Raw genomic sequence first — 21,387 nt, forward strand, 5'->3', positions numbered from 1 at the left:
CGCCGGTTGCCTGCCCCAGACGACGCTCCTAAGGTCCGCGCGGGGTTATGTGGCGGTTCGTCGCAGTTGAAGTGGATGGGTCATGCGTCGTGTCATTGCGGTTGCGTTAGCCGGAGCGAGTCTATTGGGAGCGGCAAGTCTTGGTGGCTGCTCCTCGATGTCCTGGGACATGTTCAAATCGGCCCCGCCGACCGTCCAGGTCCGAATCGAATCCAACCCGCCAGGTGCCGACGCCACGACCTCGCTCGGGCCGGGCTGCAAGACACCCTGCTCCGTCTCGGTTCCCGCACCCGAGGCCCCGTTTACGGTCGCTTTCGCGCTGCCCAAGTACCAGCCGGCGAGCGTCCCGGTGAACGTGATAAAGAATCCCGGGGATTTCACCACCCCGGCCTCGGTGGCCACCGACCCGAATCCGGTGTTTGCGGAACTCCAGCCGGCCACTCCGCCGAAACCGATCCGCAAGCCGCACCGGCCCAGGAAGCCCAAACCGGCCGCCGCCGCGCCTGCCGCGGCACCGACTGAGGCCGCAACGGCCGCGGGCTCACCGTTCCCCGATCCGCACGCCGGCAGGCGATGACCTACGTATACCACCCGATTGTCCTCGTCGCTTCCAATGCTTAGATTGGGTCTCAAGCACCGCTGAAGCCAAGGTGCGCTCGTCGCCGTTAGTGACAAGGCCTCTCGCATGAACGGATCCGCCGCGCTGTCCACCCCGATGACCGATCCGTTCGGGCGGACCATCAGCTATTTGCGCGTTTCGGTCACCGACCGCTGCGACCTGCGCTGCTTCTACTGCATGTCGGAGGACATGACGTTCCTGCCCAAGGCGAACCTGTTGACGCTGGAGGAACTCGACCGGCTCTGCTCGGCCTTCATCGCCAAGGGCGTCAAGAAGCTGCGGCTCACCGGTGGCGAGCCGCTGGTCCGGCGCAACGTGATGACGCTGGTCCGCTCGCTGTCGCGGCATCTGTCGAGCGGCGCCCTGAACGAGCTGACGCTGACCACCAACGGCACCCAGCTTGCGAAACACGCAAGCGAGCTCGCCGATTGTGGCGTGCGCCGCATCAACGTCTCGCTCGATACGCTCGATCCCAAGAAGTTTCGCGAGATCACCCGGTGGGGCGAGATCGACAAGGTGCTGGAAGGCATCGAGGCCGCGCGCGCCGCAGGACTTGCCGTGAAGATCAACGCGGTGGCGCTGAAGAACCTCAACGAGGACGAGCTTCCCGACCTGATGCGCTGGGCCCACAGCAAGGGCATGGGCCTGACGCTGATCGAGGTCATGCCGATGGGCGAGATCGGCTCGGGCCGCATCGACCAGTATCTGCCGCTGTCGCTGGTGCGCGCCCGCCTCGCCCAGCAATTCACGCTGACGGATTTAGCGGAGAGCACCGGAGGTCCGGCCCGCTATGTCAGCGTCACCGAGACCGGCGGCAAGCTCGGCTTCATCACGCCGATGACGCATAATTTCTGCGAATCCTGCAACCGGGTTCGTATTACCTGCACGGGAACGCTGCACACCTGCCTCGGCCACGAGGATGCCTCCGATCTGCGCAAACCTCTGCGTGCATCCGATGACGACATGCTGCTTGCGGATGCGATCGACCGCGCCATCGGCCTGAAACCCAAGGGCCACGATTTCATCATCGACCGCCGCCACGACCGTCCCAGCGTCTCCAGGCACATGAGCGTCACCGGCGGTTGACACCCTCGGCTGCGGCCTTATTCCCCTTAACTATCAACAAACTTCCAATTGACGGGCGGCACGGCCGCTGGTTTGGTGCGGCAGCCTCATGCCTGCGCGGCGAGACAAGCCACGCGCCCGCTTCGGCGCAGTCAAAACGGCCGGGGCACGCCATCGGGGAGGACCTATCGTTGCAAGCGCTCCTGAAGCTGAGCCAAGGGATTGACGCGTTCACACGCTGGACGGGCAAACGCCTGGCGTGGCTGATCGTGGCCGCTGTCATCATCTCCGCGGTCAATGCGATCATCCGCAAGACGTTCGACACCTCCTCCAATTCATGGCTCGAGCTGCAATGGGTGCTGTTCAGCATCGTGTTCCTGCTGTGCTCGCCCTGGACGTTGCTCGACAACGAGCACATCCGCATCGACATCGTGAACAACGCGCTGCCGAAGACGGTCCGTAACCTGATCGACGTGGTCGGTCACCTGTTCTTCCTCATTCCGCTCTGCATCGTCATGATCATCACGGGCGTGCCGTTCTTCCAGCGCTCATTCCACATCAACGAGCAGTCCGGCAATGCCGGCGGTTTGCCGCAATGGCCCGCAAAATCCCTGATCATGATCGGGTTCGCCTTCCTGCTCGTTCAAGGCATCTCCGAGTTGATCAAGCGAATTGCCGTCATGCGCGGAATGATTCCGGACCCGCATGAATCCCAGGTGTCGGCGCTGGAGGCGGAAGTCGAGCATCTCGTCGAAGCGATCGACAAGAAATAGCCGTTGGCGACGGTTTAGGGGGAATCATGACCGCGTTTATCATCGCCAATATGGCGCCCATCATGTTCGCGTCGCTGGTCGTCATGCTTTTGCTTGGCTACCCCGCGGCATTCTCGCTCGGCGCCGTCGGCCTGTTCTACGCCATCGTCGGCATTGAGCTCGGCGAATTCCGCCCGGACTTCCTCCAGGCTCTTCCGGAGCGGGTCTATGGCGTGATGAACAACGACACGCTGCTCGCCATTCCCTTCTTCACCTTCATGGGACTGGTGCTGGAGCGGTCGGGCATGGCCGAGGACCTGCTCGACACCATCGGCCAATTGTTCGGCACCATCCGCGGCGGCCTCGCCTATGCCGTGATCTTCGTCGGCGCGCTGCTCGCCGCAACGACGGGCGTGGTCGCCGCGTCCGTGATCTCGATGGGTCTGATCTCGCTGCCGATCATGCTGCGCTATGGCTATGACCGCCGCGTGGCCGCCGGCGTCATCGCCGCGTCCGGCACCCTCGCGCAGATCATTCCGCCCTCGCTCGTTCTGATCGTGATGGCCGACCAGCTCGGCAAGTCCGTCGGCGACATGTACGAAGGCGCCTTCATCCCCGGTCTCGTGCTGGCCGGCCTCTACGCCCTCTACGCCTTCCTCGTCAGCATGTTCTTCCCGAAGGCCACCCCGGGCCTGCCGAAGGAAGCCATCGGCTTCCGCGAGGAAAGTGGCAGCCGCGGCCTCGGCTCGCTCGGTATGCTGTTCCTCGCGAGCTGCGTGTTCGGCTGGTTCATGATGCGCAATTCGACCGTGCATGGTGCCGATTACGTCGTGCTCAGCATGTTCTGCGGCATCATCTTCGCCTTCGCCGTCGCCGTGGTGAACTGGGTCATCGACAAGCTCACCGGCTTCCGTTTCCTCTCGAAGATGGCGCAGCAGACCACCTTCGTCATGGTGCCGCCGCTGTTCCTGATCTTCCTGGTGCTGGGCACGATCTTCATCGGCATCGCGACGCCGACCGAAGGCGGCGCGATGGGTGCCGCCGGCGCCCTCATCCTCGGTGCCGCGAAGCGGCGGCTGAGCTGGGACCTGATCCGGCAGGCCACGGAATCGACCGCCAAGCTGTCGGCTTTCGTCGTGTTCATCCTGGTCGGCGCCCGCGTGTTCTCGCTCACCTTCTACGGCGTCAACGGGCACGTCTGGGTCGAGCACCTGCTCACCTCGCTGCCCGGTGGCCAGATCGGCTTCCTGATCTTCGTCAACGCGTTCGTGTTCGTGCTCGCCTTCTTCCTCGACTTCTTCGAGCTGGCCTTCATCGTGATCCCGCTGCTGGGACCTGCGGCCGAGCACCTCGGCATCGACCTGATCTGGTTCGGCGTCATTCTCGGCGTCAACATGCAGACCTCGTTCATGCATCCGCCGTTCGGCTTTGCGCTGTTCTATCTCCGCTCGGTCGCGCCGAAGGAGCGATACACCGATCGCGTCACCGGCAAGCGGATGGAACCGGTCACCACGGGCCAGATCTATTGGGGCGCGGTGCCATTCGTTGTCATCCAGATGATCATGGTCGGCCTGGTGATCGCGTTCCCGTCGATGGTCATGCACTACAAGGGCGTGCAGTCCAACATCGATCCCAACACGATCAAGATCGAGGTGCCGCAGATCGAGCTGCCGCCGCTGGATCTCGGACCGCCGTCGAAGTAGCGGCGGCGCGCTTTCTTCCTTCTCCCCTTGCTTGTGGGAGAGGTGGCATAGGCGGCCTCGGCCGCCGTTCTAGGAACGCCGAAGCGCAGCTTCGGCTACGGCGCCGGATGAGGGGCTCTCTCCCTCGCGACACTGCTCGTGGGGATAGATACCCCTCACCCGGCTTCGCTTTCGCGAAGCTACCCTCTCCCACAAGGGGAGAGGGTACACCGCGCGTGACAAGCACCGGAAACGGAGGCATACCGGGCCATCCTCAGCCCTAGGGATGGCCGCTCATGCCCCGATTGCACACTGCTCGCTCAGTCCTTGGCCCGTTGATCGCCTCACTCTGGCTGACCTGTGCCGCAACGATGGTGCGGGCCGAGCCGGTCACCGATGTTCACGCGCTGGCGCAGAAAGAGCAGCAGCCGCTGCTCGATACGCTGCGTGATCTCGTTGCCCTCGAATCCGGCAGCAAGGACATCGAAGGCCTGAACCAGATCGCCGAGCGCGTTGCCGGTCAGCTCAAGCAGCTCGGCGGCACAGTGGAGATCCTGCAAGCCACCGACATCTATCGCCTCGACGACACGCCCGAGAAGATCGGGCCGGCCGTGCACGCCGTGTTCAAGGGCACGGGAACTAAAAAGATCATGCTGATCGCCCATATGGACACGGTGTACCTGAAGGGCATGCTGAAGGATCAGCCGTTCCGCATCGACGGCGACAAGGCCTATGGCCTCGGCATCGCCGACGACAAGCAGGGCGTCGCGCTCATTCTCCACACCGTGGCCTTGCTGCAAAAGCTGGCCTTCAGGGATTACGGCACGCTCACGGTGCTCACGAACGGCGACGAGGAGATCTCCTCCCCCGGCTGGCGCAGCACCATCACCAAATTCGCCTCTGATCAGGACGCGGTGTTCTCGTTCGAAGGCGGCGGCACCGACGGCACGCTGCGCCTGGCCACCAGCGGCATCGGCTCGGCCTATCTCACGGTGCAGGGCAAGTCCTCCCATGCTGGCGCACGGCCGGAGGGCGGCGTGAATGCGCTGTACGAGCTCTCGCACCAGGTTCTGCAGATGAAGGACCTGTCCAAGCCGGAGCAGGGCCTGAAGCTGAACTGGACGGTCTCCAAATCAGGCACCAACCGCAACGTGATCCCTGCCGACGCCACCGCCCAGGCCGATGCACGCGCGCTCAAGGTGTCCGACTTCGACGAGTTGGAGAAGGCGCTGCAGGACAAGATCAAGAATCGCCTGCTGCCGGACTCCAAGGTCAATTTGAAGTTCGAGGTGCGTCGCCCGCCGTTAGAGGCCAACGAGGCCTCACGCCGCGTGGCGGCCTACGGCAAGACGATCTATCAGGAGCTCGGAATGTCCCTCAAGGTCGACGAGAAGGCGACCGGGGGTGGCACAGACGCAGCGTTTGCCGCGCTGAAGACCAGTGGAGCCGTAGTGGAGGGCATGGGCCTGTCGGGCTTCGGTGCGCACTCCAACGACGCCGAATATGTGCAGATCAACAGCATCGTGCCGCGGTTGTATCTGGCCACACGCATGATCATGGATCTGTCCACGGGCAAGCTGAAATAGGGGCGGCGCTTTCTTCCTTCTCCCTCTCATGTCCGCTGAAGCCCTGGCGAGGTGGATGTGGGAGTAGGCAAGGAGACCGTCTTGTCCGCCAGCCGAAACCGCAGCGTGAACTCCGCGCCGCCGCCGGGAAGGTTCTCCACCGCGACCGTGGCCGCGTGATCATCCGCCACGGCGCGCACGATCGAGAGTCCCAGTCCCGCGCCGTCGCTGCGGCGCCGGTCGGCGCGCCAGAAGCGCTGGAAGATCAGCTCGCGCTCGCCCTCCGCAATCCCCGGGCCGCTATCGCGCACGCGCACCGAACCATCCTCGTCCACTTCGACGTCGACGGTGGTGTCCTTTGCCGTGAACTTGATGGCGTTTTCGGCGAGGTTGAAGACCGCGCGCTGCAGCATCTCCGAATTGCCGTGGATCCTGACAGGCGCGTCGGTACCCCGGAGCGCGATATCCTTGTGCTGCGCGATCGCGAACGGGGCGATCGAGGCGACCACTTCGGCGCAGACGGCGCGCAAATCCGCAGTCTCGCCGGGATCGAGCACCAGGGTGTCCAGCTCGGCGATCTCCAGCAATTGCGCGACGAGGCGGCTCATGGTTTCGATGTCGGCATGCAGCGCATGCCGTGCCGCCCGATCGTCGAGCGTCTCGATCCGCGTGCGCAGGATCGCGAGCGGCGTGCGCAATTGATGCGCGGCATCCGCGGTGAACTGCCGCTGTACCCGAAAGCCGCCTTCGAGGCGGTCGAGCGCCTGGTTGACGGCGGTGACGAGCGGCAAGATCTCTCGCGGGATCTGCTCCGTCGGCAGGCGGATGTCGGTGCGCGCCGGACCGATATTGCTGGCCTCCTCGGAGGCCTTCCACAGCGGCGCGATCGCGCGGCGGAAGATGATGATGTCGGTGGCGAGCAGGACCAGCAGGATCGGGATCGTGATCCATCCCACGCGCCGGAAGAAATTCGACACGATGTCGTCGATGATGACGTCCCGGTGCGCGAGGTCCTCGGCGACCTGGATGCGCACCGTCTTGCCGTCGATGTCGCGGGTGACGGCGGCGCCGGAAATGCTCTCCGACGAGCGCGGTGCAGCGGTGGCGGCGGAGCGCCGATGGGAGGAGAACAGCAGCCGGCCCTCGGCATCGCGAATGTCGTACTGATAGCGGCCATACGCTTCCGAATAGAGGCCCTTGAGACTGTCGGGCAGATTGAACGTCAGCAGTCCGCCCGGCTGGACAACGATGCGCTCCGCCAGCACCTCGGCCTGGGCGCGCATGGCGTCGCGATGCAGCTGGTCGATCTCGGAATTGAGCAGCCAGAACAGCACCAGCGGCAGGAAGATCGCGACCACCGCGACCGCCAGGATGTGCAGGAACACGATGCGCCAGATCAGCGATTTGAACGTCGGAGACCTGCCATAGGACCCGGCATAGGATCCGACGTTGGATCCGAGCTGGGCCACGCTATTTCTCCACGTCCATGAGATAGCCGACGCCGCGGATGGTATGGATCACGACCTTGGCGCCGTGTTCCGCGAGCTGCTTGCGCAGCCGCGAAACATAGACCTCGACCGCGTTGGAGGCGACCTCGCCGTCGAGCCCGAAGATGTGATCCTCGACGTTCTTCTTCGGCACCACCCGCCCCTGCCGGCGCAGCAAGATCTCCAGCACCGAGGTCTCGCGCGCGGAGATGATCCGCGGCTGGTCGTCGACGAAGATCTGGCGGCTCTCGGTGTCGTAGACGAGGTTGGCGAGACTGAGCGAGCGGCCGAGCAGCTGACCCGGCCGGCGCAGGATCGCCTCCAGCCGCGCCACCAGTTCCTCCATCGCGAACGGCTTGGCGAGATAGTCGTCGGCGCCGCTGCGCAGGCCGCTGACGCGGTCCTGCAAACCGCCGCGGGCGGTCAGCACCAGCACGGGGAGCGGTTCCATCTTGATGCGCAACTCGCGCAGCACCGACAGGCCGTCGCCGTCGGGCAGCCCGAGATCGAGGATCATCGCGGCATAGCTGACGCTGCTCACCGCCTCGCGCGCCTCGGCCGCGCTGCCGACGATGTCGCTCTGATAGCCAGCCGCCGCCAGCCCGCCAGCGACGAGGCGCGACAGCTCGGCATTGTCCTCGACGATCAGAAGGCGCATCGCATATCCGCCGGACACTCAGGTCACCGCACGCCTCGCGCGGCATCTTCGCTGTCTTCCATCATTCCGGACGCCTCGGCCAGCGAAAAAGCGTCCGGCCGAACCAGTCGTCTGTCAGGTTTTTGTAAGCCGACCAGGTGTGCCCCCCATAGGTGACCCAAGGCAGGGGCCTGCAGACGTTCGTAGCAGCTATCCTCCTAGCCTCGTCCCTCGAAATAGGCGCAAAGCAGGGTCGTGTCCTTTGGAGCTATGGATTTCCGGAACAGCCGGCACTTGAAGCGACGATCCTTCCCCTCTCCGCTCTCGATCAGGAACATGCACCTGCCGCAGACGTCGGCGTTGTGACGGCGCTTGGCAACATCGAGCCCATCGAGGACGCGGCGAAGCGTATCGCGCAGCTGAGAACGATCGGGGAGCTCAAGTGTCACGAGCTGATCTCGAAGGACGTTAATTGGATCGCGCTCGAGGAACTTCTCGCCTTCGCTCGTGATGCAGAGCGCAATCGAGCGCTTGTCTTCTGCAGATGGCTTGCGAACCATCAACCCCTTGCTCTCGAGCACGGCGGCGATCTGCGATGCGACGCTGCGGGTCGTGCCCAGAAAGCTGGCGAGAGCCGTGGGCGTCCGCGAGAACCTGTTTGCGCGGGCGAGAAAGCGCAAGGCCATCCATTCCCGATCGCTCAGCCCCGCAAGGCTCCCTTCAAAAAGCCAGCTGTCGGCCGATTGGACCAGGAGTTGTAGAATTTCAATTGCCAGTCTCATTTGAGAAGTCCCACGGGAAACGGCGGCCCTGGCATCTCGATCAACGATCGAGAGCCGCCGTGTTCGGTGAATGCTGCATTCCCGTCGGGACTGGTTGAGTCCGGTATACCGTACCGTGAAGCGCGGCCGGCGTAGTGACACGCCGCGACTTCAGCCCGATTGCCGGATTCCGATAACTCGACCGTTCCGTAAAAGGAACACCGAAAAACTACGCAGCGCGTGGGCGTTGAATGACACGAAATCTCGCGCGTCCGAACGCGATGATCTCTCCCGGCGCACCGCTGATGAGCAGGCATCAAAGAAGGCCACGCTTGTCAGGTTCGTGTAAGCAACGGGCACTTCAGCATACAGGGATGGAGAGAGCGCAGCGAAGAACCACCTTATGGATTGATACGTTCCGAACAGACACCTCCGGCAAATCTCAACGGAGAGCACGCATGCACATTGTCAGGTTCGCACTCGCATTCGCCTTCTGCCTGATGATGCTAGCCCGACTTGGTATGGCTCTGCTGAAATGCTGCCCTTAGTTCGGCTAATTGATCGCTCGTTGCTCCCAGCAACGCGTCGGCCCCATCTGCAGGCAAGTCCGCATAAGCGATCGGCCGGTCGAACTGGCTCGCCGTGAAGTCGTACCTCTTGCCTTCGATCCGATTGTAAAAATGGTCGCCGGCCGGCAGTGGCGTCTTCAGCAGGTCGCCGCCGAAAAGTTCATGAACGAGCAGCGACGTGACGTTGCATTGTCCTGCGGCCGGATTGTCCGCCGTCCATTGGCTCGCGGTCGACCGTGACCACGCCTTGAGCAGCGCGCTTTGAACGGCGTCGGAATCGAAACTCATCGTCATGTCCAAACGGCTGCCCAAGGAACCATATTTCTGATTATTCGATCTCACATTCTGTCACTGCTTTGCCCGACAAGTCAAAGTACTCCTGGTTTCAAAGGAGCTGCCAAGCGAAACCATCCCTCGATCGAGCCGGTTTCGGAATAGCCTTCTCCCGCACACCGCAGCACCGATCCCGCCTCCGCGAAGGCCGCTTGTACCGCCGATTTTTCTCATGACTTATCAAGCCGCTGGCTACTGTGTATGGGGTTGTTTTTCAAATTTTGAGTCGGGCGCCGGCCAGGACGCACAAGAAAACGCCCCGGAGCTTTCGCTCCGGGGCGCTGCATCCAACCGGTGATGAGCTCAGCTCTGCGAGCGCCGCGCCATGAAGATGTCGTAGCCGACCTCGGCGACCTGGAACCAGGCGTAGCCGTCGCTCGTGAACTTGGCGAGGGAATCGTGCACCTTCTTGAAACTGGCGTTGGTCGCGCCGACTTCGGCATGCAGCTCCTTGGCGGCCTTGTGGCAGGCATCCATGATCGACGGCGAGAAGGCGTGCAGCTTGGTGCCGCCCGCGAGCAGCTTCTTCAGCGCCAGCGGATTAGCGGTGTCGTAGCGCGCCATCATGTAGTTGTTGGCGTAGTGGCCGGCCTGCTCCAGCACGCTCTGATAATATTTCGGCAGCGCGTTCCACTTGTCGAGGTTGACGAAGGCCAGCAGCATCGGCCCGCCTTCCCACCAGCCGGGATAGTAGTAGTGCGGCGCGATCTTGTAGAAGCCGAGCTTCTCGTCGTCATAGGGGCCGACCCATTCGGCGGCATCGATGGTGCCCTTTTCCAGCGCGGGATAGATGTCGCCGCCGGCGAGTTGCTGCGGCACCACGCCGAGCTTCTGGAGCACGCGGCCGGCAAAGCCGCCGACGCGGAATTTCATGCCCTTGAGATCCTCGGGCGTGTTGATCTCTTTCCTGAACCAGCCGCCCATCTGGCAACCGGTGTTGCCCGCGAGCAGCGAGACGACGTTGTAGCTCTTGTAGAACTCGTTGAGGACATCGCGCCCGCCGCCCTGCATGTACCAGGCCTGGTTGATGCGCATGTTGGGGCCGAACGGCACGGCCGAACCGAAGGTGAAGGTCGGATCCTTGCCGAAATAGTAGTAGGACGCGGTGTGGCCGATTTCGCAGGTGCCGTTCTGAACGGCGTCGAGCACCTGGAGGCCCGGCACGATCTCGCCGGCCGCGAAGATCTGGATCTGGAATTTGTTGTCGGTTGCCTCGGCGACCATCTTGCACATCATCTCGGCGCCGCCAAACAGCGTGTCGAGCGATTTCGGCCAGCTCGTCGGCATGCGCCATTTGATTTCCGGCATCGACTGCGCGATCGCGGGAGCCGCAAGCGTGGCCGCGCCGGCCGCACCAAGTCCTGTGACCTTGATGAAGTCTCTTCTCTTCATGATTTCCTGCCCTGATGTACCAGTGATTGTGGGCCTTCTTGCCGAGGCTTGGCACCACCATGACGCAAGCCGCCGTCCAATTCCATCCCGATCGCACTGCGGCAAAGAAAAAGCCCGGCCTCCACTGGAGGCCGGGCTTTCCGGTCTTTGCGACTTTAGGCCTAGGCGATCAGCCGCGCGTGCGCGAGCGGATCATGAAGCTGTCGTAGGTATATTCGGCAACCTGCCACCACAGATATTCGTCGGAGCGGTAGGCCTGCATCGCGTCGATCGACTTCTTGAAATCGGGGTTCTTGGCCGAGATATCGGCCCAGAGTTCGTTGGTCGCCTTGAGGCAGGCTTCCAGCACCTCGTTGGTGAAGGGACGGAGCTGGGTGCCGCCGGCGACGAGGCGCTTCAGCGCCGCCGGGTTCTGCATGTCGTAGCGTGCGGCCATCCAGGCGTTGGCATTGGCCGTCGCGTTGGTGAGGATCGCCTGATAGTTCTTCGGCAGCGAATTCCACTTATCCAGGTTGGTGAAGGCATGGACGGTCGGACCACCTTCCCAGAAGCCCGGGTAGTAGTAGTACTTGGCGACCTTGGCGAAGCCGAGCTTCTCGTCATCGTAGGGACCGACCCACTCGGCGGCGTCGATGGTGCCCTTCTCTAGCGCCGGATAGATGTCGCCGCCGGCGAGCTGCTGCGGCACCACGCCGACCTTCTGGAGCACCTGGCCGGCGATGCCGCCGATGCGCATCTTGAGGCCGGAGAGGTCGGCAACGGTCTTGATCTCCTTGCGGAACCAGCCGCCCATCTGGGTGCCAGTGTTGCCGCAGGGGAAACCGACCACGTTCGACTTCTTAAAGAACTCGTTGGCGAGCTCCATGCCGCCGCCCTGATAGAGCCACGAATTCTGCTGGCGCGCGTTGAGGCCGAACGGCACCGAGGCGAAGATCGCGAAGGTCGGATCCTTGCCGACGTAGTAATAGGACACCGTATGGCACATCTCGACGGTGCCGCTGGAGGTCGCATCGAGCGCCTGCAGGCCGGGAACGAGTTCACCGGCGGCGAACACCTGGATCTGGAATTTGTTGTCGGTCATCTCGGCGACGTACTTCGCCAATTGCTCGGCACCGCCATAGATGGTATCGAGCGACTTCGGGAAGCTCGAAGTCAGGCGCCACTTCACCTCGGGCGAGGACTGCGCGATCGCCGGCGAGGCCACCGCGGTCGCCGCCGCGCCTGCTGCCGACACTTTCAGAAAATCACGACGCTTCATCTTCAGGTCTCTCCTTGCTGGGGCGTTTCCCCTTAACTTCTCTTCTTGCCGCCGCTCATTCCGGCGACGCGCTAGGGCCGCGTCGAACCGAAGGGGCTTGACTGCCGTGGGCCTTTACCACGGAAGCCCCGCTTGCGGAACGCGACAATGGCATGACGGGGCTCTACGAAAGTCGCATGTCCCCCAAAAGGACGAGGAAGGCGTGCCGCGGGCGGCCGGCTCAGGCCGCCGCGATGACGCCCTTGAGCTGGTCGCGCACCTGCCCTGCAATGGCGCGGTAGATCGCCGCATGAGGACCGTCCGGCTCGCTGTCGACGACGGGATTGCCGGCATCCGAGCTGGCGCGAATCGCCATGTGCAGAGGGATCTCGCCGAGGAAGGGTACCTCGAGCTTCTCGGCCTCGTGCCGCGCCCCGCCATGGCCGAAAATGTCCGACCGCGTGCCGCAATGCGGGCACTGGAAGTAGCTCATGTTCTCGACGATGCCGAGCACGGGCACGTTGACCTTCTTGAACATGGCAAGCCCCCGGCGCGCGTCGATCAGGGACAGATCCTGCGGGGTCGAGACGATCACGGCGCCCTTCAGCGGCACGTTCTGCGCCAGCGTGAGCTGGGCATCGCCGGTGCCCGGCGGCATGTCGACGACCAGCACGTCGAGCTTGCCCCATTCGACGTCGCGCAACATCTGCGTCACCGCCGACATCACCATGGGACCGCGCCAGATCATCGCGGTCTCCTCCTCGACCAGGAAGCCGATCGACATGATGGCGAGACCGAAGCGCCGAAGCGGAATCATTTTGCGCTCGTCGTTCAGCTCGGGCTTGTCGTGCAGGCCGGTCAGCCGCGGCACCGAGGGGCCGTAGATGTCGGCATCGAGCAGCCCGACCTTGAGGCCGAGGTCGCGCAGGCCCAGCGCCAGGTTGAGCGCGGTGGTCGACTTGCCGACGCCGCCCTTGCCGGAGGCGACCGCAATCACGGCGGCAACGCCGGGGATTTCCGACTGCCGCGCCATCGGCGACCCGCCGCCCTGCGGCGGCTTGTGGGCATGGACCGGCTGCACGCCGGGCGTGCCGCGGCTGGGTTGCGGGGGTGGCGGCGGCGCGGAGCCCGGCTTGCGCTCGGCGGTCAGCGCCACCATGACGGTGGTGACGCCGGGAATGGTGCGCACAGCGGCCTCGGCTTCGGCCCGGATGGACTCCCAGGCCCTCGCCTCGGCGGCATCGACATTGATCGAGAAGAACACCTTGCCGTCGGACGCGCTGATCGCGCTCAGCACATTGGCATTGGTGAGCGCGACCCCGCGGGGGGATTTGATCCGGGCGAGAGTGTCGAGAACCTGTTGCTGCGTCACGCTCAAAGCGCATCTCCTGAACGGAGCATGATCCGGACCGGAAGGACGACACCAGCGCAAAGCGTGGCGCGGCTTTCCGGCAAGGTCATGCTCGAGACTTTAGGATGCCCCATTAGAGCGGAAACGCCCAAAAGGCTACTGCCTGCCGATATCGTCAGCCTTCTCGGCGGGCGCCGCCCCCTGCTCCCTGGCGGCCTCGTAATTCAGCTCGATCATGACCCCGTTGGGGTCGTTGACGAAGATCTGCCAGAGGTCGCCGCCGGGCACCTGGCGGGACTCGAACTTCATGTCCTTGGATGCCAGCCGCTGCTTCATGCCGGCGAAGCCGCGACTGGCGAAGGCGACATGATGGACAACGCCGGAATCCGGCTTTTGTGGCTCGGCCGTCGCAGAAATATCGACGAGGTGCACCACCGCCTTGCCCTCGCTGTACATCCAGGCGCCTGGGAAGGCGAAATTCGGCCGGGCGCCTTTTTCCAGGCCAAGCACATCCTCGTAGAAGCGGACGGTCTCGGCCAGATTCCGGGTCCGGATGTTGAAATGATCGAGGACGCCAACGCTCACGCCGCCCATGCTTTCGCTCCCTTTTTTGAAGTCCTTAGGTCCGCCATCCTAGCACAGGGGGCCGCCAAACGAAGCCGTTGCCCTCCCGGCTTAACGGTTTATGGTGCGCCTCCGATCCGCCCTCGCGGCGGAACTTCGAGGACGCCGCCCTGGCGCCCTCGCCCGGCTGCAACCGTAAAACTCAAGCTACGGACAAGGTACCACACATGGCTAAAGTCGCTTTTCTCGGTCTCGGCGTCATGGGCTACCCCATGGCCGGACACCTCGTGAAAAAAGGGGGCCATGAGGTCACCGTCTACAATCGCACCGCGGCCAAGGCGAAGGAATGGGCGGACAAGTTCGGCGGCAAGACCGCACCGACCCCGAAGGCGGCCGCTGAAGGTCAGGATTACGTGATGTGCTGCGTTGGCAACGACAACGATCTGCGCGCGGTCACGATCGGCCCCGACGGCGCCTTCGCCGGCATGAAGAAGGGCGCGACCTTCGTCGACCATACCACCGCCTCCGCCGAAGTCGCGCGTGAGCTGGATGCGGCCGCCACCAAGGCCGGCTTCAAGTTCATCGACGCGCCGGTCTCCGGCGGCCAGGCCGGCGCCGAGAACGGCGTGCTGACGGTGATGTGCGGCGGCGCGCAGGACGCCTATGCCGGCGCCGAGCCCATCATCACAGGCGCCTATGCGCGGATGTGCAAACTGCTCGGGCCCGCCGGAAGCGGCCAGCTGACGAAGATGGTCAACCAGATCTGCATCGCCGGTCTGGTGCAGGGTCTCTCCGAGGGTATCCACTTCGCCAAGAAGAGCGGCCTCGACGTCGCCGCGGTGATCGAGACCATCTCCAAGGGCGCGGCGCAGTCCTGGCAGATGGAGAATCGCTACAAGACCATGAACGAGGACAAGTACGATTTCGGCTTCGCGGTCGAATGGATGCGCAAGGATCTCTCGATCTCGCTGGCTGAAGCCCGCCGCAACGGCGCCAACCTGCCGGTCACCGCGCTGGTCGATCAGTTCTATTCCGAGGTCGAGAAGATGGGCGGCAAGCGCTGGGATACGTCCAGCCTGCTCGCGCGCCTGCAGCGCTGAGGAGCGCATCGACGGTCGCTGCCGGGCAGCTGCGACCGTCCCCGGCCTTGACGCGGCGCCGCGTCGAGCCGAAGAACGAATACCGGGGGGACTGTCTTGCTCAGCGTGATAGCTGTCGTTTTCATCGTTGCGTATGCTGCCATCGCGCTCGAACATCCGCTCGGTGTCAACAAGAGCGCCTCGGCTCTCCTTGGAGCCGGCTTGCTCTGGACGATTTACGCGCTGTCCGTCGGCGACGCCTCGCTCGTCAACCATCAGCTCGACGAATCCGTCGCCTCGACCGCGCAGATCGTCTTCTTCCTGATCGGCGCCATGACAATCGTCGAGGTGATCGACGCCCACAATGGCTTCGAAGTCATCACCTCGATCATCCGCACCACGAAGCAGACCACGCTGATGTGGATCATCGGCTTCGTGACGTTCTTCCTGAGCGCGATCCTCGACAATCTCACCACCACCATCGTGATGATCTCGCTGATCCAGAAGCTGATCGGCAGCAAGAGCGATCGCCTGCTGTTCGCCTCGATCATCGTCATCGCGGCCAATGCCGGCGGCGCCTGGACCGTGATCGGCGACGTCACGACGACGATGCTCTGGATCGGAGGGCAGATCACTCCCCTCAGCATCATGAAGTCGGTGTTCTTGCCCTCACTGCTCAACCTGCTGATACCGCTGCTCATCATCGGCTATTCGCTCAAGGGAAAGGAGATCGTCCCTCCGCTGCAAGGCCAAGCACAGGCCCTCAGGGTCGAAGTGTTCGAGCGCAACTTGATGTTCTATCTCGGCCTTGGCACCCTGGTTGCCGTTCCGGTTTTCAAGGCCGTGACGCACCTTGCGCCTTTCATGGGAATTCTGTTCGGGCTCGGCATCCTCTGGCTGGTCGGCGAGATCGTCCACCGCCACAAGGATGAGGATGCGCGCCGTCCCCTCACCCTCGTCCATGCGCTGACACGGATCGACATGAGCTCGATCGTGTTCTTCGTCGGCATCCTCATGGCCGTCGCGTGCCTGGAGCACGCCCGCGTGCTTGAGCTGCTGGCGAAATGGCTCGACGCCACGGTCGGGCGTCTCGACGTCATCGTCATCCTGCTCGGCCTCTTGAGTGCCATCATCGACAACGTGCCGCTCGTCGCGGCCACGATGGGCATGTACAGTCTGGTGCAACATCCGCCCGACAGCTTCATCTGGGAGTTCATCGCCTATTGCGCCGGCACCGGCGGCTCGATCCTGATCATCGGCTCGGCCGCGGGCGTTGCCGCCATGGGACTCGAGAAGATCGAGTTCTTCTGGTACGCCCGCCGTATCGCAGGCCCCGCCCTGGTAGGGTATCTGGCGGGCGCGATGGTCTACATCGCCCAGTACGCAGCGCTGCATTGACGGCGCAGGCGAGATCCAAAATTAACGCCGGGTTAACGTAATTCTTTAGCTCCTTAAGTCACCTCTTAAGGATTTCTTGCCAGAAATAGACAATGCAGAAGGCCCGCGTCCGGCGTGGGCAGGAATCGTTGTTGCTTGATGAGTAACCCCGCTGAAAAGCCTGAAGTTGTGGAGCTTCCGGCCGAGCCGGTGAGCGCTCCATCGGCGAGCAGCCGAAGGGCTGCGGCGCAGCGGGTGCGCGAGGCGCGGGACAAGTTAACGTCGACCAGTGGAACCCGGCCGGCCTTCGACGCCGAGATGCTGCGTCAATACGCCCAGACGCGGCTGTCGGCTTCCTATGTCGTGATGCTGCTGGTGGTCGCGACCGGCGTGCTGTTCGGCCTGTGGATGCAGCCGATCCCGGCCGCGGCCTGGACCGCCGGCATGCTCTGCATTCACAGCGCCATGACCCGCAGTTGCCGGCGCTTCCTGACCGAGCCCGCCTCGCCCGCGGCGACGCGCGCCTGGCGGACGCGGTTCGTCGTGCTCGACCTGCTCTATGGCCTGTGCTGGATGGCGATCCTGATCCATCCCGTGCTCGACATGGTCACGGAAACGCTGATGATGTTCCTGATGCTGCTGGTGATCGCAGTGTCGAGCATGCTCGCCGCCAATCTGCCGATCGCAGCCCTTGCCGCCACCGCGCCGGTCGCCGTCGCCATGGCGCTGAGCTTCGTGATGACCGGCTCGCTGGACAACTACATTCTGGCCGCGCTTGCGCTCGCCGCCGAAGGCTATTTCGTGCTGCTGGCGCACCGCCTGCACTCCTCCACCTTCGCCACGCTGGAAGCGCGCGCCGAAAAGGACGCGCTGATCGGCGAGCTCGAACAGGCCAAGGCGATCTCGGACGAGGCGCGCCACCGCGCAGAATCCGCCAACGTCGCCAAGTCGCGCTTCCTCGCGCAGATGAGCCACGAGCTGCGCACGCCGCTGAACGCCATCCTCGGCTTCTCCGAGGTGATGAAGAGCGAGATTTTTGGCGCGCATGCGGTGCCGGTCTACAAGGAATATTCCGCCGACATCCATAATTCCGGCGTGCACCTGCTCAACCTCATCAACGAGATCCTCGACCTGTCGCGGATCGAGGCCGGCCGTTACGAGCTCAACGAGGAAGCGGTGTCGCTGGTCGGTATCGTCGCCGACTGCCATCACCTGATGAAGCTGCGCGCCTCCAGCCGTGGCATCACCATCCACGAAGTGTTCGAGCAGGCCATGCCGCGGCTGTGGGCCGACGAGCGCGCGATCCGCCAGGTCGTGCTCAACCTCCTCTCCAACTCGATCAAGTTCACTCCGCAGGGTGGCGAGATCTGGCTCAAGGCCGGCTGGACCGCCTCGGGCGGACAATATCTCTCGGTGCGGGATTCCGGCTCCGGAATCCCTGAGGACGAGATCCCGGTCGTGCTCGCCTCGTTCGGCCAGGGCTCCAACTCGATCAAGTCCGCCGAACAGGGCGCCGGTCTCGGCCTGCCGATCGCTAAGAATCTGATCGACCTGCATGGCGGCACGTTCACGCTGAAATCGAAGCTGCGCATCGGCACCGAGGTGATCGTCACCTTCCCGCCGGAGCGCGTGATGAGCGCGCTGGCGCCGCTGTCGGATGATTCCCCGCCGCTCCAGCCGGAGAGTGTACTGCCCGAGGAGAAGCGCCGGCCGCGCCACAAGCCGATCATGAGCGCAGGCACAGGCTCTTAAACCAGATGCTTGCAGACATGCCCGACAATCCCCCACTATGTCCGAATGAGCAAAGAAACGCCGTGCGTCGCCGTCTGCATGATCGATCCCAGGACCAAGCTGTGCTTCGGCTGCGGCCGGACCTTGCCCGAGATCGCGCGCTGGCACGCCATGGAAAGCGCGGACCGGCTCGCGGTCATGGCGCTGTTACCCGCACGCATGACGGAAGCTGGACTGGCGCCAATCGCGGCATCGCCGAAACGCACCTGACCGGCCAGCACACCTGCGGAGGCGCGCGATGATCCGCTTCCTGCTCGTTCTCGTCATGCTTGCCGGCACGGCAGGCGCGGTCGTCGCCTATGGCGACCCCGATCAGATCGCGCGCGCCAGCCACAAGGTCTCCCATATTTTTCGCGCGCAGACGGCAACGCCCGCTCCCGCCGTGCAGATCCCACGCGGCCAGGGCGGCGAATTCGCGCTGCGCGCGAAGATCAACGGCATCGCCGCGCCGATGGTGATCGATACCGGTGCGACGTCGGTGGTGCTGACCTGGGAAACCGCGAAAGCCATCGGGCTGCCGCTCGAGATGCTCGAATACGATGTCGACCTCGAAACCGCGGGCGGCCATACCAAGGCAGCCCGCCTCACCCTCGACCGTCTCTCCGTCGGCCATCTCGTCGAAAAATCGGTGCCGGCCCTCGTTGTCCAGCGCGGGCAGATGAAGACCAATCTGCTCGGCATGAGTTTCCTCGACCGGCTGGAGAGCTGGGGCGTGCGCGCCGACAAGCTGATGCTGACCGGCTATCCAGAGCTTCAGAGCAGCCATCGCCGCTCGCGCACGGCGATCGACTAGCTGACTTAGGCTGCCTCCGCCGGCGCGCGCGCACCGACGCGCGCGATCGCATCGCGCAGCACCTCGAGGCCGGCGCCTGCCTTCACGCCCTGCTCGGCCAGATGGCGGCGGAAGGCCCGCGCGCCGGGCACGGCATGGAATGCGCCGACGAAATGCCGTGTGATCGCATGCAGCCGCGTGCCGCGCGCAAGCTGCTGCTCGATATAGGGCATCATCGCCTCGAGCGCGTCCTGCATGGTCGCGTGCGACGTCGCCTCGCCGAAGATTTCGTGATCGACGCCGAGCAGCCGCCACGGGTCCTGATAGGCGGCGCGGCCGAGCATCACGCCATCGACATGTTCGAGATGCGCTCTCGCTTCGTCGAGGCCTCGAATGCCGCCGTTGATGATGACAAGCACGTCAGGCATTGCGCGCTTGAGCCGATAGACGCGCTCATAGTCGAGCGGCGGGATGTCGCGGTTCTCCTTCGGAGACAATCCGTTGAGCCAGGCCTTGCGGGCATGCACGATCAGTGCATCGCAGCCGGAGGCGACCACCGCGCACGCAAGCGCATCAAGGGCGACTTCCGGATCCTGCTCGTCGATGCCGATGCGGCACTTCACCGTGACGGGAACCGCGACAGCCTGTTTCATCGCACCGACGCAGCGCGCCACCAGCTCCGGTTCCGCCATCAGGCAGGCGCCGAAGCGGCCGTCCTTCACCCGGTCCGACGGGCAGCCGACATTGAGGTTGATCTCGTCATAGCCGAACGTCTCGCCGATCCGCGCAGCCTGCGCCAGTTCGCGCGGATCCGAGCCGCCAAGCTGAAGCGCCACCGGATGCTCGCTCGCATCGAACCCAAGCAGCCGCTCACGGTCGCCATGAATCACAGCGCCCGTCGTCACCATTTCCGTATAGAGCAGCGCCCGCCGCGTCAGGTGGCGGTGGAACACCCGGCAGTGCCGGTCGCTCCAATCCATCATGGGTGCCACGGAAAAGCGATAGTCTTGATATTTCAATAAGTTGTCCTATTCTTTCAATGGACTAGAACGTGAACCAGGTGCACACGTGTGCACTTAAACTAGCCCAAATTGCACACGTTTGTACCGCATTTGATCTCCCGGTGCACACGTAGCGCACACGAAATCGGGGTGGAGTGCACACGCAATGCCGACGTTTACAAAACTCAGATCGGGAAACTGGCGCGTTCAGGTCAGGAGGAAAAACGAGTACATCGCAAACACGTTCGTGCGACGGCGCGATGCTGAAGAATGGGCGCTTGATGTGGAGCGCTCTATCGATCGCGGCACCCCAATTCGACGTTCCCGGCCTTTTGAGCAGCCTCGAATTTTTTCCGATTTGATCACCCTGCATCTCGACGATCTTGCCCAGGTCGGCAAGCCCGTACGACGATCCAAGTCGATGGTGCTCAAGGCCCTCAAGATCTCGCTTGGACGAACAAACCTCAAAGAGCTGACCAGGGAGAGATTGATTGAGTTCGGGCGAAAGCGAGCTGCTCAAGGCGCTGGACCGGCGACCCTTGCGATCGATTTCTCATTCATCCGAACGATCCTACTTCACGCTGCCGCAGTCCACGGCATTAACGTTTCAGTCGAGAACGTACAGCTGGCCAGAGCTGCGCTAAAGCACCTGGATCTCGTCGGAAAGTCAAACGAGAGAGATCGGCGCCCTAGCCAAGACGAACTCGATCGACTGATCGGATACACCGAATCTAACGCCCAACAGTATCTACCACTCGGTAGAATTGTTCGCTTTGCTGTGGCGACAGCAATGCGCCAAGCTGAGATCTGCCGCATCGAGTGGACTGATGTCGACATGTCAAAGCGGACCGTCACTATTCGCGACCGCAAAGATCCTCGACGCAAAGACGGAAACCACCAAGTGGTTCCTCTCCTCAATTCGACCGGGTACGATGCCTGGCAGCTTATGCTCGAGCAGCGGATTCTCACGCGCGGCCTCGGACGCGTTTTTCCATACCACTCGAAGTCGGTAGGAGCTGCCTTCCGCAGGTCATGCAACGCTATCGATATAGATGACCTATGCTTTCACGATTTGCGCCATGAAGGAACAAGTAGACTCTTCGAAGCGGGCTTTTCGATACAGCAGGTTGCGATGGTGACAGGCCATAAAGGCTGGCGAATGTTGCGCCGATATACAAATCTCAAGCCCGAAGATCTGCACAAGATGCAGAAAGCTGCACAGCCATCCATGGAGCAATTCCTAGCCACCTTGGTCGCCAGCTAGAGCGCGACCTTCGTCAAATTTGAACCTGCTCGCTGAATATATAACTGCAAAGGATCGTCTTGCCTGCTTTGGCCTTGAGAGCGGACTTC

At 63.3% G+C, this 21,387-nt stretch carries 20 protein-coding genes; 11 read left to right on the forward strand and 9 right to left on the reverse strand.

The window, feature by feature from the left end; all coding sequences use genetic code 11:
• Positions 1 to 82 precede the first annotated feature (82 nt).
• From RAD10_RS17020 to RAD10_RS17040, 5 genes are all read left to right on the forward strand, one after another.
• Positions 83 to 577, forward strand: coding sequence for a hypothetical protein (locus RAD10_RS17020; protein ID WP_461618428.1), 495 nt, complete (start codon positions 83 to 85; stop codon positions 575 to 577).
• 108 nt (positions 578 to 685) lie between these two features.
• A complete protein-coding gene (moaA, locus tag RAD10_RS17025) occupies positions 686 to 1,705 on the forward strand; it encodes a GTP 3',8-cyclase MoaA (RefSeq protein WP_461618429.1) in 1,020 nt (339 codons plus the stop codon).
• Positions 1,706 to 1,875: 170 nt separating this feature from the next.
• Entirely contained in the window at positions 1,876 to 2,457 is a 582-nt protein-coding gene (locus RAD10_RS17030) for a TRAP transporter small permease subunit (RefSeq protein WP_461618430.1), read from the forward strand.
• A gap of 26 nt (positions 2,458 to 2,483) precedes the next feature.
• Positions 2,484 to 4,139 carry a TRAP transporter large permease gene (locus RAD10_RS17035; RefSeq protein WP_461618431.1) on the forward strand — a complete coding sequence of 552 codons (1,656 nt, stop codon included), beginning with the start codon at positions 2,484 to 2,486 and terminating at the stop codon, positions 4,137 to 4,139.
• Positions 4,140 to 4,414: 275 nt separating this feature from the next.
• Positions 4,415 to 5,704 carry a M20/M25/M40 family metallo-hydrolase gene (locus RAD10_RS17040; protein ID WP_461618432.1) on the forward strand — a complete coding sequence of 430 codons (1,290 nt, stop codon included), beginning with the start codon at positions 4,415 to 4,417 and terminating at the stop codon, positions 5,702 to 5,704.
• 26 nt (positions 5,705 to 5,730) lie between these two features.
• Here RAD10_RS17040 and RAD10_RS17045 read toward each other — a convergent pair whose 3' ends face one another.
• From RAD10_RS17045 to RAD10_RS17080, 8 genes are all read right to left on the reverse strand, one after another.
• Positions 5,731 to 7,152, reverse strand: a complete 1,422-nt coding sequence (locus tag RAD10_RS17045) for a sensor histidine kinase (RefSeq protein WP_461618433.1) — start codon at positions 7,150 to 7,152, stop codon at positions 5,731 to 5,733.
• A 1-nt stretch (position 7,153) separates the two neighbouring features.
• Positions 7,154 to 7,828: a response regulator gene (locus RAD10_RS17050; RefSeq protein WP_018319980.1), complete on the reverse strand. Its 675-nt coding sequence runs from the start codon at positions 7,826 to 7,828 to the stop codon at positions 7,154 to 7,156.
• A 197-nt stretch (positions 7,829 to 8,025) separates the two neighbouring features.
• Positions 8,026 to 8,589 (reverse strand): MarR family winged helix-turn-helix transcriptional regulator, encoded by a 564-nt coding sequence (locus RAD10_RS17055; protein WP_461618434.1) that lies wholly within the window; start codon positions 8,587 to 8,589, stop codon positions 8,026 to 8,028.
• Between the two features lie 485 nt (positions 8,590 to 9,074).
• On the reverse strand, positions 9,075 to 9,425 hold the full coding sequence (locus tag RAD10_RS17060; protein WP_461618435.1) for a YunG family protein: 351 nt from the start codon (positions 9,423 to 9,425) through the stop codon (positions 9,075 to 9,077).
• A gap of 348 nt (positions 9,426 to 9,773) precedes the next feature.
• Complete coding sequence (locus tag RAD10_RS17065) at positions 9,774 to 10,862, reverse strand: TRAP transporter substrate-binding protein (RefSeq protein ID WP_461618436.1); 1,089 nt, start codon at positions 10,860 to 10,862, stop codon at positions 9,774 to 9,776.
• 169 nt (positions 10,863 to 11,031) lie between these two features.
• Entirely contained in the window at positions 11,032 to 12,120 is a 1,089-nt protein-coding gene (locus RAD10_RS17070; protein WP_461618437.1) for a TRAP transporter substrate-binding protein, read from the reverse strand.
• Between the two features lie 220 nt (positions 12,121 to 12,340).
• Entirely contained in the window at positions 12,341 to 13,477 is a 1,137-nt protein-coding gene (locus tag RAD10_RS17075) for an Mrp/NBP35 family ATP-binding protein (protein WP_461618438.1), read from the reverse strand.
• A 129-nt stretch (positions 13,478 to 13,606) separates the two neighbouring features.
• The gene (locus RAD10_RS17080) at positions 13,607 to 14,044 is read right to left on the reverse strand and encodes a VOC family protein (RefSeq protein ID WP_018319974.1); all 438 of its coding nucleotides are present in this window, start codon (positions 14,042 to 14,044) and stop codon (positions 13,607 to 13,609) included.
• A gap of 197 nt (positions 14,045 to 14,241) precedes the next feature.
• Between RAD10_RS17080 and RAD10_RS17085 the strand changes: the two genes are divergently transcribed.
• The 5 genes from RAD10_RS17085 to RAD10_RS17105 all read left to right on the forward strand — a co-directional run bounded on the left by RAD10_RS17085 (position 14,242) and on the right by RAD10_RS17105 (position 19,054).
• Positions 14,242 to 15,114 (forward strand): NAD(P)-dependent oxidoreductase, encoded by an 873-nt coding sequence (locus RAD10_RS17085; RefSeq protein WP_461618439.1) that lies wholly within the window; start codon positions 14,242 to 14,244, stop codon positions 15,112 to 15,114.
• 96 nt (positions 15,115 to 15,210) lie between these two features.
• Positions 15,211 to 16,491: a sodium:proton antiporter NhaD gene (gene nhaD / locus RAD10_RS17090; RefSeq protein ID WP_461618440.1), complete on the forward strand. Its 1,281-nt coding sequence runs from the start codon at positions 15,211 to 15,213 to the stop codon at positions 16,489 to 16,491.
• 138 nt (positions 16,492 to 16,629) lie between these two features.
• Positions 16,630 to 18,222, forward strand: coding sequence for a sensor histidine kinase (locus tag RAD10_RS17095; RefSeq protein ID WP_461618441.1), 1,593 nt, complete (start codon positions 16,630 to 16,632; stop codon positions 18,220 to 18,222).
• A gap of 45 nt (positions 18,223 to 18,267) precedes the next feature.
• A complete protein-coding gene (locus RAD10_RS17100; RefSeq protein ID WP_026202286.1) occupies positions 18,268 to 18,471 on the forward strand; it encodes a DUF1289 domain-containing protein in 204 nt (67 codons plus the stop codon).
• Between the two features lie 28 nt (positions 18,472 to 18,499).
• Entirely contained in the window at positions 18,500 to 19,054 is a 555-nt protein-coding gene (locus tag RAD10_RS17105) for a TIGR02281 family clan AA aspartic protease (protein WP_461618442.1), read from the forward strand.
• A gap of 5 nt (positions 19,055 to 19,059) precedes the next feature.
• Here RAD10_RS17105 and dusA read toward each other — a convergent pair whose 3' ends face one another.
• Complete coding sequence (gene dusA, locus RAD10_RS17110) at positions 19,060 to 20,052, reverse strand: tRNA dihydrouridine(20/20a) synthase DusA (protein ID WP_461618443.1); 993 nt, start codon at positions 20,050 to 20,052, stop codon at positions 19,060 to 19,062.
• A gap of 148 nt (positions 20,053 to 20,200) precedes the next feature.
• On the opposite strand from dusA, the gene RAD10_RS17115 reads away from it, so the two are divergent.
• Entirely contained in the window at positions 20,201 to 21,298 is a 1,098-nt protein-coding gene (locus RAD10_RS17115; RefSeq protein ID WP_461618444.1) for a tyrosine-type recombinase/integrase, read from the forward strand.
• Positions 21,299 to 21,387 lie beyond the last annotated feature (89 nt).

The organism is Bradyrhizobium sp. 23AC (genome assembly GCF_054863025.1).